This window comes from Actinomyces slackii (assembly GCF_900637295.1).
Classification (GTDB): domain Bacteria; phylum Actinomycetota; class Actinomycetes; order Actinomycetales; family Actinomycetaceae; genus Actinomyces; species Actinomyces slackii.
In genome coordinates this window covers 1,760,534-1,776,495 of record NZ_LR134363.1, presented here as the reverse complement: position 1 = coordinate 1,776,495, position 15,962 = coordinate 1,760,534, and the positions used below count along the sequence as shown (strand labels likewise).

Genomic DNA, 15,962 nt, shown 5'->3' with positions numbered 1-15,962 from the left:
GGTTCACTCCTCGCTGCCCGCCAGGCTCAGGACTCCGGGAAGGGGTTCTTGCTCTTCCAGGTCGTCGCGGCGTCGAGACAGGTGGAGAACTCGAAGCCGAGCTCACGCGCCTTGCGGATCATGTTCTCCACGACGCGGAGACGGGCGCCGCGCCCGATGACCTGGGGGTGGAAGCACATGACGAAGACGCCGTCCTCGACCTCCTCCGCCATGAACTCCATGTCGGCCAGCCACATGGCCTCGCACTTCTTGGGATCGTTGAGTCCCTCGATCGTCAGGGAGCCGCCCAAGACGAACTCCATCTGCGGGAAGTCATCGAGGGTCCAGGAGAAGGGGAGACTGACCAGGGGAACGGTGGTGCCGAAGCGGATCGAGCCATCCACGCCGAGCTCGTCGTTCTCCCTGCACCAGTACGGGGAGAAGTCATCGGCGCACATGGTGGCGTCGTAGACGAATCCCTCCTCGCGCAGCAGGCGGATCGAGTTGGGGGACAGATCAGATGCCGGCGAGCAGTAGCCGTAGGGTCGGTAGCCGTCGAGGTGGCGCTCCATGGCGTCGATGCCCCGGAGCAGCTCCTCGCGCTCCTCGGCCTCCGTCATGGGAACCGGGCTGACGTGGCGGTAGCCGTGGTGGGCGAACTCGTGCCCGTCTCCACGGATCTCCTTGCAGATCTCCGGGAAGGTGTCGACAGTCAGCCCGGGGGTGAAGAAGGTCGCGGGCACGCCCTCACGGCGGAGCACCTTGAGGATGCGGGGCACGCCGACCCGCGCGCCGAACTCGCCTCGGGAGGCGGTGGAGGGGGAGGTCACCCCGAACATGCCCGGGTAGAGGCTGACGGCATCGAAGTGGAAGGTGAGGCAGATGGTGCCGGCCATGAGAATCACTCCTTCGTTGTCACAGGACTGGCATGATCGACGGTACCCATGCCAGAGGCGGTGGACATCGGGTGATTGCCCTAGATCCTGGTTCCGCATTGACGCAGCGTCACCGAGCAGTGCGCATGGGGCAGTGAGGCTGGTCACGGCGCCGGTATCATTCGGTCCATGACTCAGCCCGCAGGCCATCCATCCTCGCCCTCCCCCGACTCGGGGCTTGTCGCCGCCATGGACGCGCTGACCCCTGAGGCCATGCGCGCCCAGGGGTCGATGAAGTGGAGCGCGCATCCCGGCGATGTCATCGAGGCCTGGGTGGCGGAGATGGATCTGGGCACGGCGCCGGCCGTCACCGCCGCCCTGGAGCGGGCGGTAGCGGGTGGACGACTCGGCTACATGCCGCCGGAAGTGGCGCGCACGGCTCGCCAGGCCATGGCCGACTACCAGGAGCAGGCCTTCGGCTGGCAGGTCCCCACCGCCGATGTCAGCCTCCTGCCCAATGTGCTCTCCGCCCTGAGCGTCATCATCGCCCACCACACCCCGGCCGGATCCCCAGTCATCGTGCCCACCCCCGCCTACATGCCCTTCCTGGAGATCCCGGGGCGCCATGGGCGCGAGTGCCTGGAGGTCCCCGCCATCGAGAGCCGCGATGCCGATGGCTCTCCGCACTGGGAGCTAGACCTGGAGGCGATCGAGGCGGCCATGGCCGAGCGCGCGGGCCTGCTCGTGCTGTGCAGCCCGTGGAACCCGGTGGGCAGGGTCCTGTCCGCCGAGGAGCTGGACGCGGTCGCCGAGCTCTCGGCCCGCTACGGAGTGGCGGTCTTCGCCGATGAGATTCACGCCCCCCTCATCCTGGATCCCCGGCTGAGCCACATCCCCTACGCCTCCAGGCCGGCCTCGGACCCCGACCTCACCTACACGGCCACCGCCGCCTCCAAGGGCTGGAACATCCCGGGCCTGGGCTGCGCCCAGCTCATCGCCTCCGGGGGCGCCCGGCGCCGGTGGCAGGCCGAGGCCCGCGGCGCCGTCCTGTCCCATGAGGCCTCGATCCTGGGGGCGCTGGCCACCACTGCGGCGCTGGAGGAGGGCCGGGAGTGGAACGCCCAGGTGCGCGCCTACATCAGCGCCAATGCCGCCGCCCTGGGCGAGGCGCTGGCCGGGATCGCGGGGATCGAGGCGACCCTGCCCCAGGGAACCTATCTGTCATGGCTGGATGCACGGAGCCTGGGCCGTCGACAGACCGCGCAGTTCTTCCTTGAGGAGGCGGGCGTGGCCATGAATGAGGGCACGACCTTCGGCCGTCACTGGGAGGGCTTCGTCCGCCTCAACCTGGCCACCGGTCGTGGCATCGTCACCGAGGCGGCCCGCCGTATCACCGAGGCCGTCCTGGCGGCGCGGGCGCACAGCGCCTGAGCCCGCAGATCCCCGGGGGCGCCGACGGGCCCGCCCGCCGCCCCGGCCGCGCCGCGACGGCGCGGCTCAGCGGCGCAGCACCGGGTTGGACATGGCTCCGATGCCCTCGACCTCCACCTCCACGCGCTGGCCGGCTCGGATCTCGCCGACGCCGGCCGGGGTGCCGGTGAGGATGACGTCGCCGGGCAGCAGGGTGAAGATCGTCGAGGCGCGGGAGACCAGCTCGGGGATGGAGACCCTGAGGTCCCGGGTGCTGCCCTCCTGGACCACCCGGCCATCGACGCGAGCGCGCACCATGGCGCTGGCCGGGTTGAAGTCACCGCCGGGCTCGGGAACCTCGATCCAGGGGCCCAGCGGGCAGGAGGTGTCGAAGGCCTTGGCGCGCACCCACTGGGGCTCGGCGCGCTGGCGGTCGCGGGCAGAGACGTCGTTGGCGACCGTGTAGCCCAGGATGACCTCCTGGGCGCGCTCCACGGGAACGTCCTTGGCCAGGGTCTTGATGACCACCGCCAGCTCGGCCTCGTAGTGAACCTCCTCGCTCCACGCGGGCAGGACGATCGGGGCATCGGGGCCGATCACGGCGGTATTGGGCTTGAGGAAGACAACGGGGTCCTCGGTTCCCTGACCGCCCATCTCATGTACGTGCTCCAGGTAGGTCCGACCGAATCCCACCACCTTGGAGCGCGGGATCACCGGGGACAGGAGACGGGTGTCGGCCAGGTCGACCACCTCGCCAGTGGCCTCAGGCGCGGACAGGAGCGGGTCGCCCTTGAGGACCAGGATGCGCCCCTCGGACTCCCCGCTGGTGGCGGCTCCCCCAGGACCGTCTTGGACAATGCCGTAACGGGGCTCGTGCCCCGTGGAGAAGCGCGCGATCTTCATGGCTGACAGCCTATCGCCCCATCCGTTGACCGGCTGGCCCGCCTCAGGCGCCGGCCCGCGGCACCACCGCCCGCATAGCAGGGCCGAGCGCCGGAGAGGATCCGTCGAGAATCCCCCGTGGCGCCCGACCCGTGCTGTTGGACTCAGACCGAGCTCGGTCTCAGGGGTTCCCGGGCGAGCCCCCGGCAGTCTCCTCCAGGGCGGCTCGCCGCGCGGCGCTCCCGGCGTGGGCCGCGCCGTCGGCCGCCCACATGTCATCGGGCAGCGCGCCGGGCAGGTGGGGGTTATCCGTGGCGATGAAGCGGATCTCGCTGATCTCGCCGGCGCGCAGGGCGGCGTCCTGCACCTCCCAGTCCCGCAGGGCGCCCAGGGCCCACTTGCCCAGCAGGGCGATGGCCACGATGTTGATGATGGCCATGAAGCCCATGCCGATGTCGGCCAGGTTCCACACGAAGTCCAGGCTGGCCACCGCGCCGATGAAGGCGGCGATGAGGATGACGCTGCGCAGCATGATGTGCGCCCAGCGCTTGGCGCCCCCGCACAGGAAGTCCACGTTGACCTCGGCGTAGGTGTAGTTGCCCAGCAGGGAGGAGTAGGCGAAGACCAGGATGATGATCGCCATCAGGGTCTGGGTCCATCCGCCCATGACCTCGGAGATCGACTGGGAGGTCAGAACGTTGGGGTCGATGCGCTCGGCCTGCTGCGGGGAGTAGAACCCTGAGAGCAGGATGATGAGGGCGGTGGAGGTGCACACGACGATCGTGTCGACGAAGACGCCGAAGGACTGGATGAAGCCTTGCTGGACGGGGTGGGCCACGGTGGCCGTGGCGGCCGCGTTGGGCACCGAGCCCTCACCGGCCTCGTTGGAGAACAGGCCCCGCTTGATACCGTTGATCGCGGCGGCGAAGAACCCGCCGGCGGTCCCGTAGAGAGCCTGGTCCAGGCCGAAGGCGCCCTTGATGATCATGGTGAAGGCCTCGGGGATCGCGCTCAGGTTGAGCAGCAGGACGGTGATGGCCAGGATGACGTAGACCAGGGCCATGAGCGGGGCCATCCACTCGGTGACCCTGGCGACGCGGCGGATCCCCCTGAAGACCACCGGCAGGGTGATGAGGACCAGGGCCACGGCCGTGTGCCACTCGCTGATGTTGAAGGTCCCCTTCAGGGTGCCCGCGATGGCGTTGGCCTGGATGGCCTCGTAGGCGAAGCCGAAGACGAAGGTGATGATCACGGCGAAGACGACGGCCCAGGCCCTGGAGCCCAGTCCGCGCTGGATGTAGTAGGCGGGTCCGCCGCGGAAGGTCCCATCATGACTGGTGACTTTGAACATCTGCGCCAGAGTGGACTCGATGAATCCGGTGGCCATGCCGATGGTGGCCACCACCCACATCCAGAACACGGCACCGGGCCCGCCCAGCTTGATGGCCAGGGCCACGCCGATAATGTTGCCGGTGCCCACGCGGGAGGCCAGGCCCACGGCGAAGGCCTGGAAGGAGGAGATCCCGCCCTCGGCTCCCGCGCGCGAGGCCGTGATGGCCTTGACCATCTGCCCGAAGAGCCGGATCTGAAGACCGCGGGTGGCGATGGTGAAGTAGATCCCGATGGCGATCAGCAGCCAGGCCAGACCACGGCTGTAGAGGTGGTCGGCACCGGTTTCCAGGATCGCGGTGGCGTCCTCCAGGATTCCTGTGGGGACAGATGTGAGAAGCATGGCGCCTCCGAAGTCTGTGGGCGCGGCACCACGGAGTGCCGTCCATCGTGGTCGGGATATGCGCAGAGCATGGCCCGGCGCGCTGAGGCCGCCGGGGCGCCTGCGCGCATGGGGACCACGGGAGGCTAGTTCCCCCCTGTTTCAGACACGTGACATCGGTGATCAGGTCATGACCGCCGGGGCCAGGCATCACCCTCCAGCTCGGCCGGCAGATGGGGTGAGTCGGCGTAGAAGAGCGGCTCGTCCCCGGGTGCGGACTGACTGGCCCGCCCCCGCTGAGCCTCCCAGTCGCGCAAGGCGCCCAGGACCCATCGGCTCAGCAGCACCAGGGCGACGAGGTTGAGAATGGCGCCCAGGCCCAGCAGCACATCGGCCAGGGTCCACACGGTGGTCAGCTTCTGGACGGCGCCCACCCCGGCGCAGGCGACCGCCGCGACCTGCAGGCCTCGCGCCGCCCAGGGCTTATCGGTCAGGTAGTCCACGCAGACCTGGGCGTAGGAGAAGGCTCCGATGATCGTGGTGTAGGCCAGGACGACGATGAGCATGGCCATGGGCCAGCGGCTCCACTCCCCCACCAGGGAGGCGATGGCGTCCTGGGTCAGGGAGCCCGCGGCATCCGCCACGGTGACGCCGGGCCGGAAGACGGCGGGCCCGGCCACAAGGATCGCCAGGGCCGTGGCCGTGCAGATGAGAAGGGTGTCGACTACGACGCCGAAGGCCTGGATGAAGCCCTGCTTGACCGGGTGGGTCACCGTGGCGGAGCCCGCGGCGCATGCCGCCCCGCCCAGGCCCGCCTCGTTGGAGAACAGGCCTCGGCGCACGCCGTTGAGCAGGGCCGCGACCAGTCCCCCGGCCAGGCCCGCGAGCCCGGGGCGCAGCCCGAAGGCGCCCTCAAAGATCGAGATCAGGGCCTGCAGCGCCGCTGCGGGGTGGAGGATCAGGATGCCCGCCACCAGCAACAGGTAGGCCAGGGCCATGATCGGGGCGAGGTACTCCGCGACGCGGGCCATGGTGCGCAGGCCTCCCAGGAGCACCGGGGCGACAAGCGCCACGACGAGCAGCGCCGTCGCCCATGGCGCGATGCCCTGGGCGGCCTGGAGGGCCGCGGCGATCGCATTGGCCTGGACCATCGGCATGGCCAGTCCGTTGGCGATCATGAACACGATGGCGAACACGGCTCCGAGCGCCGGCAGGCCCAGCCCTCGGGCGATGTAGTGCGCGGGGCCGCCCCTGAAGGTACCGTCGGCGCGACGGACCTTGAAGACCTGGGCGAGGGTGGACTCGGAGAAGGCGGTGGCCGTCCCCACAACCGCCACCACCCACATCCACAGCACCGCTCCTGGTCCGCCCAGGATGAGGGCGAGGGCCACGCCGACGATGTTGCCGGTGCCCACACGGCAGGCCAGGCCCACGGCGAAGGCCTGGAAGGAGGTGATGCCGCCGTGAGCGCCGTCGCGCGAGCCGCGCACCGCCGAGAGGATGGCATGGACGTGGCGCAGCTGGAGGCCGTGGGTTCTGATGGTGAAGTACGCCCCCGCCCCGATGAGGAGCCAGACGAGCACGGTGGAGAAGAGCCAGTCCGAGGTCAGGGTCAGGAGGTCGTTGATCGTGGTCATGTGCTGCTCCCAGGATGCGGGTGGTCAGAGGCGGGGTTGACGCTCAGTCGCGCGGGGCGCTGTCCGAGGCCTCCCAGACCCCGGGGACGACGTCGCCGGGCAGGTGGGGATTGGAGTGCCCCACGAAGACCGGATCGATGCCCCGGGCGTACTGCGCCTGGAAGTCGCGCAGCGCGCCGATCACCCACGGTGCCAGGCGGACGATGACCACCAGGTTGATCATCCCCAGCAGGCCCAGGGCGATGTCGGTCAGCGCCCACACGATCGGCAGGCTCAGCACGCAGCCCCCGTAGGCGGCCGCCGTCAGGGCCAGGCCGAAGACCTGCTCGGAGCGGCGCTCCCCTCCCAGGTAGTTGACGTTGACCTGGGAGTAGGAGTAGCAGCCCAGCACGGTGGAGAAGACCAGGACGAAGATGAGAACCACCATGGGCCAGGTCGTCCACTGACCCAGGTGCTCGACGACGGCCCGCTGGGTCAGGACTGCGCCCACCGCATCGGTGTTCTCCTCGCTGTAGGTCTCGGGGCTGTAGGTCTTGGTGGCCAGGAGGATGAGCAGGCCGGTGGCGGTGCACACCACAATGGTGTCGATGAACACGCCGAAGGACTGGATGAGCCCCTGGCGCACCGGGTGGGCCACGGTGGCCGTGCCGGCGGCGTTGGGAACCGTGCCCAGGCCGGCCTCATTGGAGAACAGGCCGCGCCGCACGCCGTGGAGCAGGGCCGCCAGAATGCCGCCCGCCGTGCCGTAGAGCGCCTGCTCGAGCCCGAACGCCCCGCGGATGATGGAGGACAGGACGGCGGGGAGCTCCGGCAGGTTGATCACGATGACGATGACGGTGGCCACCACGTAGACCAGGGCCATGACCGGGGCCATCCACTCGGTGAGGCGAGCCACCGCCTTCAGCCCTCCCAGGACGACGGGCCCGGTGAGCATGACCATGAAGACCCCCACCATCCAGGGCTGGACGGAGGGGACGGTGGCGTTGATGACCCCGGCCAGGGAGTTGGTCTGGACCATGACCACCGTGATGCCCACCGAGATGATGCACAGCATGGCGAAGACCCGCGCCCACACCCGCTGCCCCAGGCCGTTGGCGATGTAGTAGGCGGGACCGCCGCGGAAGGTGAAGTCCCGCCCGCGCTCCTTGAAGATCTGGGCCAGGGTGGACTCGGTGAAGCTGGTCGCCATGCCGATGAGGGCCACCACCCACATCCAGAACAGGGCACCGGGCCCGCCGGCGACGATGGCCAGGGCGACGCCGGCGATGTTGCCGATGCCCACCCTGGCGGCCAGGCCCACGGCGAAGGCCTGGAAGGAGGAGATCCCGCCCTCGGCACCGCCCCGCGAGCGCAGGATGGAGGTCACCATGGTGCCGAAGTGGCGGACCTGCACGCCACCGGTGCGCACCGTGAGGTAGATGCCCACCCCCACGAGCAGGATGATGAGGATATAGGTGTACAGGGCGTTGTTGATCTGCCCCAGGAGGCTCTCGACCTGGGACTGGAGAGTGTCGGGCTGGGCGGCCGATGCTGCGTTCATGATGATCGTCCTCTCAGTGGCCAATCAGTGCTCGGCAGGGGGCTGGTCGGACTGTGCCGGGGTGCTCTGGCGCTCGGCGGTCCAGACGTCGCCGGGGACATCGCCGGGCAGATACGGATTGCCGATGCCCACGAAGACGGGCTCCTTGCCGGCCCGCACCTGCGCCTCGTAGTCGCGCAGGGCACCGGTCCCCCAGGAGAAGAGCCCGAGGAGGGCAAGAAGGTTGGTCAGCGTCATGATGGCCATGGCGATGTCCACCGCGTTCCACACGACGTCGAGGGTCAGGACGGCCCCAGCGGTGGCCGAGACCACGGACAGGACGCGCACGAACCACGTGGCCCGGGGGTTGCCCGAGGTCAGGTAGTCCATGTTGACCTCGGAGTAGACGTAGGCGGCGATGATCGAGGAGTAGGCCAGCACGAAGATGAGGACCGCCATCGGCAGAACGGTCCAGCCCCCGAGCCCGTGCGCGATGGCCAGGGTGGTCAGGGTGGCCGGGTTGGCCCCGGGGTCGGTCCAGACCTCAGGCCCGGCGATGAGGATGACGAAGGCGGTGGCCGTGCACACGATGATCGTGTCGATGAACACGCCCAGGGACTGGATGAGGCCCTGCTTGACGGGATGGGTGACGGTGGCGGTGGCGGCGGCGTTGGGCGCGGTGCCCTGGCCGGCCTCATTGGAGAACAATCCGCGCTTCGTGCCGTTGATGACCGCGGCCAGGATTCCGCCGCCCAGGCCGCCGACAAGGGGCTCGGGCGCGAAGGCGCCGTTGATGATCTGGGTGAGGACGGTGACGAACTCACTGAGGTTGGCCAGGCAGATGACGGCCACGAGGACGATGTAGACCAGCGCCATGATGGGCGCCATCCACTCGGTGACTCGGGCGACCGAGCGGATGCCGCCGAAGATGACCACAGCCGTGAGCACGAAGGTCAGGCCCGCGACGACGAGCTGGGCGGGGCTCAGACCCCCGAAGCCGGGCAGGGCCGAGGACCCCTGGCCGAAGGCGGACACGAGGGTGCCGGCGAAGGCGTTGGCCTGCACCGAGGTGATGACGAAACCGCAGGTGATGACCGTGATGCCGGCGAAGAGGACGGCCAGCGGCTTGGCGCGCATGCCGCGTGCCATGTAGAAGGCCGGGCCGCCGCGGAAGGAGCCATCAGCCGCCCTGACCTTGAAGATCTGGGCCAGCGTCGCCTCGAAGAAGGCGGTGGCCATGCCGACCAGTGCGACGACCCACATCCAGAAGATCGCGCCCGGCCCGCCCGCCAGGAGGGCGGCGGCCACGCCGAAGATGTTGCCGACCCCCACCCGGGCGGCCAGTGAGATCGCGAAGGCCTGGAAGGAGGAGATGCCCCCCTTTGCCTGTGAGCGGGAGCCCAGGACCTGACGGACCATCGCGGGCAGCTGGCGCAGCTGCACACCGCGGGAGATGACGGTGAGGAACAGGCCAGTGGCGATGAGCACCCACATGGTGATGTGAGCGGTGATCCAGTCCGCTATCGCCAGAAGGCTGGCAGCCAGAGCATCCATGAGTGACGACCTTTGCCACATCGGGGGTGGAGAACGGGCGCATGATCTCACGAGTCGGGCCGTGGTTGCGCCAATGTGCCGGATGGTGGTCCCCACGGTCGTCGAGCAGGGCGGACGGAGGGCTCTTGCCGGACCGGTGCCCGCTGCCATCGGCGGGTCCCTGCCGCCTTGGGGCGCACCACCGCGTGAGAGCATGGCGCCATGCCCGCCACTGGTTCCTCCCCTGCGCTCAATGCGATGCTCGATGATCTGATCCCGGCTGATGACCCGGATCGGGTGCCCGAGCCGGAGGAGGTCTACCTGGCCTTCAGCCAGTGGGCGGAGTCCAGCGGCCGACCCCTCTACCCGCATCAGGACGAGGCCCTGTCCCAGATCCTGGAGGGCAGGCACGTCATCGCCGCCACGCCCACGGGCTCGGGCAAGTCGATGATCGCCCTGGCAGCCCATACGGCCTCGCTGGCGCGCGGTGGGCGCTCCTACTACACCGCCCCGCTCAAGGCCCTGGTCTCGGAGAAGTTCTTCGAGCTAGTGGGACTGTTCGGGGCTGGCAATGTCGGGATGGTCACCGGGGACACCTCGATCAACGCGGCCGCCCCCATCATCTGCTGCACGGCGGAGATCCTGGCCAATCAGGCCCTGCGGGAGGGGGAGGATCTCGATATCGACTGCGTGATCATGGATGAGTTCCACTACTACGCCGATCCGCAGCGCGGCTGGGCTTGGCAGGTCCCGCTCCTTGAGCTGCCCCGGGCGCAGATGGTGCTGCTGTCGGCCACGCTGGGGGACGTCTCCTTCTTCGTGGGGGATCTGCGGGAGCGCACGGGGCGCGAGGTCGCCGTCGTCGATGATGCGGTGCGACCGGTCCCCCTGGAGCTGGACTACAGCGTCGAGCCCATCGGGGAGCTGCTCCAGCGCCTGGTGGGTCAGGACCGGGCCCCGGTCTACGTGGTCCACTTCTCTCAGAAGGAGGCCATTGAGCGGGCCACGGCACTGCTGAGCGTGGATCTGGTGCCCAAGAGCCGCAAGGCGGAGATCGTGGCGGCGCTGGCGGACTTCCGCTTCGGCGGAGGCTTTGGCGCCACTCTCTCGCGGCTTGTGCGCGGGGGCATCGGAGTGCACCATGCCGGGATGCTGCCGCGCTACCGGCGCCTCGTCGAGAGGCTGGCGCGCGCCGGTCTGCTGGCGGTGATCTGCGGGACTGACACCCTGGGGGTGGGCATCAACGTGCCCATCCGCTCAGTGGTGCTGACCTCACTGGTGAAGTTCGACGGCTCCAAGGAGCGCCACCTCACGGCCCGGGAGTTCCATCAGATCGCGGGGCGCGCCGGGCGGGCGGGATTCGACACCCGGGGATTCGTCGAGGTCCAGGCCCCCGAGCATGTCATCGAGAATGCCAAGGCCCTGGCCAAGGCAGGCGATGATGAGCGCAAGCGCCGCAAGATCGTGCGCAAGAAGGCCCCCGAGGGGCGGGTGAACTGGACCGACAAGACCTTTGAGCGCCTGCGGGACGCCTCTCCGGAGACCCTGACCAGCCAGTTCCAGGTCACCACCACCATGGTGCTCAGTCTCATGGAGCGCCCCGGTGATCCGGTGGCGCATATGGCCGCTCTTCTCAGCCGGGTGCAGGCCAGCGGCGAGGAGCGACGCCGTCATGTGCGCCGGGCCCTGGACATCTACCGCTCCTTGCGCACGGCTGGCGTGGTGGAGCATGTCTCCAGTGCGGTGGCCGCGGCCGATGGCCGGCCGCGCCTGCGCCTGGCGGTGGACCTGCCCGGGGATTTCGCCCTCAACCAGCCTCTGGCGCCCTTCGCCCTGGCGGCCATGGATCTGCTGAACACGCAGTCCGCGGAGCACACCCTCGACGTGGTCTCGGTGGTCGAGGCGACCCTGGATGATCCCCGCCCGCTGCTCTACGCCCAGCAGCGCCAGGCCCGCGGGGAGGCCGTCGCGGCGATGAAGGCCGAGGGGATGGACTATGAGGAGCGCATGGAGGCCCTGGAGGAGGTGACCTGGCCCCAGCCCCTGGCCGATCTGCTCTCCCCCGCCCTGGCGATGTACCGCCAGGCCAACCCCTGGGTGGCCGATTACGAGTTGAGCCCGAAGTCAGTGGTGCGCGAGATGGTGGAGAACGCCATGACCTTCTCCGATCTCGTCTCCCGCTACGAGCTGGGGCGAAGCGAGGGCGTGGTCCTGCGCTATCTCTCCGATGCCTACCGGGCGCTGCGCCAGGTGGTGCCCGAGGAGCACCGCACCTCCGAGGTGGTCGAGCTCATCGACTGGCTGGGGGGCCTGGTGCGGGCCGTCGACTCCTCCCTGCTGGATGAGTGGGAGGCTCTGGGGGCGGCCGAGCGCGGTGACCTGCCCGGGGCGGGGGCTGTGCCCGGGGACCGGGCAGGGGCGGATGATTCAGTCGGCCAGGAGCGGGCCTTCGGAGCCGACGCCGACGGGAGGGTGGCCCTGACCCGCAATCTCCATGCCTTCCGGGTGGCCGTGCGCCGCGAGCTGTTCCGCCGCGTCGAGCTCATGGCCCGCGACGACGTCGAGGCACTGGCCCGCCTGGACGCCGCCTCCGGCTGGGGCGAGGACCGCTGGGACGAGGCGCTGGGCCGCTACTGGGAGGAGTACGACTGGATCGGCACGGACACGGCTGCCCGTGCGATCGCGCTGGCTCCCATCGATGAGGCTCCCGATCCATCAGCGCTGGCTGCGGTGGGTGTGGCGGACCGGCTCATCGAGGCCCTGGAAGCTCAGGGCCGCAGGGTCTGGCTGGCGACCCAGATCATCGAGGACCCTGATGGCGATCACGACTGGCGCCTGACCGCTCTGGTGGATCTGGACGCCTCCGACCGGGAGGACAGCGCCGTCGTGCGCCTGCTGAGCGTCGGGCCGCAGGGCTGAGCGCCGCTTCAGTGGCGCCCGGGCTTACTCCGGCGACCGTCTCGGTCCTCAGCGCAGGACCGCGGCTGCGAGCACGGCGGTGTCGGCGGGAGTGGTTCGGCAGCAGCCGCCGATGAGGCGGGCCCCGGCCTCCAGCCACGCCTGGGCCCGCGCGGTGAAGCGCTCCGCAGAGCCGGCCGCGGTCCAGGTCTTGGTATCCGGGTGGTAGGCGTCCCCGGAGTTGGGGTAGGCCACCAGCGGCTTGGATGTTGCCGCTCGCAGGATGCGCAGTGCGGGCAGAACCGCCTGAGGGGCCACGCAGTTGATGCCCACCGCGATCACGCCCTCGGTCTCCTGCGCCCAGGCTCCGGCCTCGGCGATCGGGGTGCCTTCGGCCAGGCGCTCGCCGTCGTCACCCACCTGGAAGGAGGCCCAGCACTGCGCACCGGGGGCGATCCCACGGATCTGCTCGACGATCCACTGGGCCTCGTCAAGCCGCGGCTGGGTCTCCACCGCGAAGACCCTGATCCCTGCCCCGACCAGGGCCTCGATCCGGGGCAGGTGGACCGCCTCGAAGCCGGGTGCGCCCAGGCTGTAAGCACCGCTGTACTCCGAGCCGTCGGCGAGGTAGGCGCCGTAGGGCCCAAGGCTTCCGGCGACGATCACCTGCCGGCTGGGGAACTCCTGCTCAAAGCGGCCTGCCACCCCCAGGGCGATGCGAGCGCTGGAGGCGATCACCTCTCGTGCCGCGTCCTCGCCCAGTCTCGCGTCGATGAGGGCTGGCAGGGTCGCCTGATAGGAGTTGGTGGTGATGATGCTCGCGCCTGCGCGAAGATAGGAGTCGTGGACCGCGGCCACGGCCTGGGGGTCCTCGATGAGGGCAAGGGCGGACCACAGCGCCTGGGCCGTGTTCACCCCGCGAGCCTCGAGCTCGGTGCCCATGGCGCCGTCGAGCACGATCGGGCCGCCGCGCAAGGCAGCGGCCAGGTCGCCAGGCCGGGCGCACTGACTGGCAGGGGCGGCAGGGATGGCCATGAGGCGAGCCTAGCGGGGGCGTGAGGCCATAGTGGAGGGGATTCCAGCACCGCAGCAGGCTCATACCGTGAGAAAATCTCGCGGCTGATGGGAGGGAGCATTAGCGTCCCGGTCATGTCCGACCCGAGCCCCTCCCCCACCCAGGCATCCCCTGATCCTCAGCGCACCGGGCATGTCGACGCCCTGGAGCGGCGCATGAGCACCCGTCACCTCATGATGATCAGCTTTGGCGGGGTGATCGGCACAGGCCTGTTCCTGTCCACGGGCTACACCATCAACCAGGCCGGGCCCTTCGGCACGATCCTGGCCTACGGCATCGGCGCGGTGATCGTCTACCTGGTCATGGTGTGCCTGGGCGAACTGAGCGTGGCCATGCCCTTCACCGGCGCCTTCCACGTCTACTCACGGCGCTTCATCGGCCCGGCCACTGGCTTCACCACCGCGGTCCTGTACTGGCTGACCTGGACGGTGGCCCTGGGCAGCGAGTTCACGGGGGCGGCCATGATCATGAACGGCTGGTTCCCCAGCGTGCCGGTCTGGGTGTGGGCGGCGCTGTTCATCGTCCTGATCCTCGTGCTCAACATGGTCTCGGTGAAGGTCTTCGCCGAAGCGGAGACGCTGCTGAGCGGGGTCAAGGTCATCGCCATCATCGCCTTCATCATCCTGGGCGGGGCCGCCGTGGTGGGACTGCTGCCCTATGAGGGCGCTACTTCCGCACCGATGCTGACCAATCTGACCAGCGGTGGGTTGTTCCCCAATGGCTTCGGCGCCGTGTTCACCACGATCCTGGCGGTGAACTTCGCCTTCTCGGGCACCGAGCTGATCGGCATCACCGCCGGCGAGGTCAAGGACCCCGGCACCACGATCCCCCGCGCCATCCGGGCGACCCTGGTGCGACTGGTCATCTTCTTCATCGGCTCCATCGTCATCATCGCCGCGCTCATCCCGTGGAAGGACGCCGGGGTGGAGCAGAGTCCCTTCGTCACCGTGCTGGATCGCATCGGTGTGCCGGCGGCCGGGACCATCATGAACATCGTCATCCTCACCGCGATCCTCTCGGCGGCCAATTCGGGCCTGTATGCCTCGACCCGCATGCTGTGGTCGCTGGCCAATGAGGGCACCCTGCCCCGCGTGCTGGCGCATACCAACAGGTTCGGTGTGCCGGCGCTGGCGATGGGCCTATCCATGGTGGGAGGACTGGCCTCACTGCTGACGTCCACCTATGCCGCCTCGACCGTCTACCTGGTGCTGGTCTCGGTCTCGGGCCTGGCCGTGGTGCTCGTGTGGGTGGCGATCTCCGCCTCTCACCTGTCCTTCCGACGCCGCTGGCTGGCCGAGGGGCGCAGCATTGAAGACCTGTCCTACCGCGCCCCCGCCTACCCGTGGGTGCCCCTGGCCGCCTTCATCCTGGCCAGCGCCTCGTGCCTGCTCATCGTCTTCGATCCCCTCCAGCGCCCCGCCCTGGGCATCACGGCGGTCTTCCTGGCCGTGTGCTACGGCGGGTACTGGGCGGCCACGCGACGCATCAGCCTGTGAGCCCAGGATGATCAGGGGCGCCACCGCGCCTAGGTGGCCGGCGCCGGCACGGGTGCCGGCCGCGGCGGCTCACAGGATGCCGCGGCCGGCCACCACCTGCTTGCCGAAGGGGAAGCAGGTCACCGGGATGAGCTTGATGTTGGCGATCGCCAAGGGGATCCCGACGATCGTGACCGCCTGGGCGCAGGCCGTCGTCACATGGCCGATGGCCAGCCACAGCCCGGCCACGAGGAACCAGATGATGTTGGAGATCCCGCTCATGGCCCCGGCTCCGGGCGCGGGGACGACCTCGCGGCCGAAGGGCCACAGCACGTAGCCGGCGATCCGGAAGCAGGCCACGCCCGCGGGGATGGTGATGATGAGCAGGCAGGCGATGACGCCGAAGAACAGGTAGCCCAGGAACAGCCAGAAGCCCCCGAAGACCACCCAGATGACGTTGAGCAGTGTGCGCATGCCTCTTACCTATCACATGGCCATCACGCCGCTGTCACACCCATGCCAGCAGCGCCTTCCCTGCAAGACCACAGGCCACTGCCCAGATGAGCGAGGCGAGGGTTCCGATCGTGAGGCGCTCGACGGCGCCAGGCCGCTCCGGTGAGTCCTTGGCCCCGGTCCAGTGCGCCAGGACTTTGATGGCGATCACTCCCATGAGCAGTTCGTAGCGCCCGGAGAGGAGCAGCCCTGTCACGGCGAGTCGCTCCAGCCCCCCAATCCACATCCCATGGTGCATCCCCAGCTTTTCCTCATTGGCGAGCAGCACGCTGTTGCCACTGCTCGATGGTTTGGCGGTCCGGTCGATAACTTTGAAGAGCAGGTCTACGAGGTGCGCGCCCAGGACCACGGAAACCGCGATTGTCCCGACACATATGAGGATCGTGGGGAGCATGGGACTCCTTCAGGGCGCTGGCGGTCATCGCCGCTCAGAGGGCAACGGGGAAGCCCGGCTG

12 protein-coding genes are annotated in these 15,962 nt (G+C 69.2%); 3 read left to right on the top strand and 9 right to left on the bottom strand.

All coding sequences use genetic code 11. From position 1 onward, the window contains the following. Nucleotides 1-26: 26 nt before the first annotated feature. Nucleotides 27-875, bottom strand: a complete 849-nt coding sequence (locus EL266_RS07370; RefSeq protein ID WP_026426751.1) for a polysaccharide deacetylase family protein — start codon at nucleotides 873-875, stop codon at nucleotides 27-29. Between the two features lie 168 nt (nucleotides 876-1,043). Between EL266_RS07370 and EL266_RS07365 the strand changes: the two genes are divergently transcribed. After that, entirely contained in the window at nucleotides 1,044-2,285 is a 1,242-nt protein-coding gene (locus EL266_RS07365) for a MalY/PatB family protein (protein WP_026426750.1), read from the top strand. A 66-nt stretch (nucleotides 2,286-2,351) separates the two neighbouring features. Here the strand turns inward: EL266_RS07365 and EL266_RS07360 are convergent, their stop codons facing one another. The 5 genes from EL266_RS07360 to EL266_RS07340 all read right to left on the bottom strand — a co-directional run bounded on the left by EL266_RS07360 (nucleotide 2,352) and on the right by EL266_RS07340 (nucleotide 9,567). After that, nucleotides 2,352-3,167 carry a fumarylacetoacetate hydrolase family protein gene (locus EL266_RS07360; protein WP_026426749.1) on the bottom strand — a complete coding sequence of 272 codons (816 nt, stop codon included), beginning with the start codon at nucleotides 3,165-3,167 and terminating at the stop codon, nucleotides 2,352-2,354. A gap of 160 nt (nucleotides 3,168-3,327) precedes the next feature. Then, nucleotides 3,328-4,878, bottom strand: a complete 1,551-nt coding sequence (locus EL266_RS07355) for an alanine/glycine:cation symporter family protein (protein WP_051281077.1) — start codon at nucleotides 4,876-4,878, stop codon at nucleotides 3,328-3,330. Nucleotides 4,879-5,045: 167 nt separating this feature from the next. Continuing rightward, a complete protein-coding gene (locus EL266_RS07350) occupies nucleotides 5,046-6,494 on the bottom strand; it encodes an alanine/glycine:cation symporter family protein (RefSeq protein WP_026426747.1) in 1,449 nt (482 codons plus the stop codon). Between the two features lie 43 nt (nucleotides 6,495-6,537). After that, nucleotides 6,538-8,034: an alanine/glycine:cation symporter family protein gene (locus EL266_RS07345; RefSeq protein ID WP_051281076.1), complete on the bottom strand. Its 1,497-nt coding sequence runs from the start codon at nucleotides 8,032-8,034 to the stop codon at nucleotides 6,538-6,540. Nucleotides 8,035-8,058: 24 nt separating this feature from the next. Continuing rightward, nucleotides 8,059-9,567 (bottom strand): alanine/glycine:cation symporter family protein, encoded by a 1,509-nt coding sequence (locus EL266_RS07340; RefSeq protein ID WP_026426745.1) that lies wholly within the window; start codon nucleotides 9,565-9,567, stop codon nucleotides 8,059-8,061. 201 nt (nucleotides 9,568-9,768) lie between these two features. On the opposite strand from EL266_RS07340, the gene EL266_RS07335 reads away from it, so the two are divergent. Continuing rightward, nucleotides 9,769-12,465 (top strand): DEAD/DEAH box helicase, encoded by a 2,697-nt coding sequence (locus EL266_RS07335; RefSeq protein WP_026426744.1) that lies wholly within the window; start codon nucleotides 9,769-9,771, stop codon nucleotides 12,463-12,465. A gap of 48 nt (nucleotides 12,466-12,513) precedes the next feature. Here EL266_RS07335 and mmuM read toward each other — a convergent pair whose 3' ends face one another. Then, the gene (mmuM, locus tag EL266_RS07330) at nucleotides 12,514-13,479 is read right to left on the bottom strand and encodes a homocysteine S-methyltransferase (protein ID WP_051281075.1); all 966 of its coding nucleotides are present in this window, start codon (nucleotides 13,477-13,479) and stop codon (nucleotides 12,514-12,516) included. Nucleotides 13,480-13,674: 195 nt separating this feature from the next. Between mmuM and EL266_RS07325 the strand changes: the two genes are divergently transcribed. Further along, nucleotides 13,675-15,015 carry an amino acid permease gene (locus EL266_RS07325; RefSeq protein ID WP_026426742.1) on the top strand — a complete coding sequence of 447 codons (1,341 nt, stop codon included), beginning with the start codon at nucleotides 13,675-13,677 and terminating at the stop codon, nucleotides 15,013-15,015. A gap of 69 nt (nucleotides 15,016-15,084) precedes the next feature. Here the strand turns inward: EL266_RS07325 and EL266_RS07320 are convergent, their stop codons facing one another. Both EL266_RS07320 and EL266_RS07315 read right to left on the bottom strand, forming a co-directional pair. Beyond that, nucleotides 15,085-15,468 (bottom strand): YccF domain-containing protein, encoded by a 384-nt coding sequence (locus EL266_RS07320; protein WP_026426741.1) that lies wholly within the window; start codon nucleotides 15,466-15,468, stop codon nucleotides 15,085-15,087. Nucleotides 15,469-15,502: 34 nt separating this feature from the next. Beyond that, nucleotides 15,503-15,901 carry a hypothetical protein gene (locus EL266_RS07315; protein WP_051281074.1) on the bottom strand — a complete coding sequence of 133 codons (399 nt, stop codon included), beginning with the start codon at nucleotides 15,899-15,901 and terminating at the stop codon, nucleotides 15,503-15,505. Nucleotides 15,902-15,962: the final 61 nt, after the last annotated feature.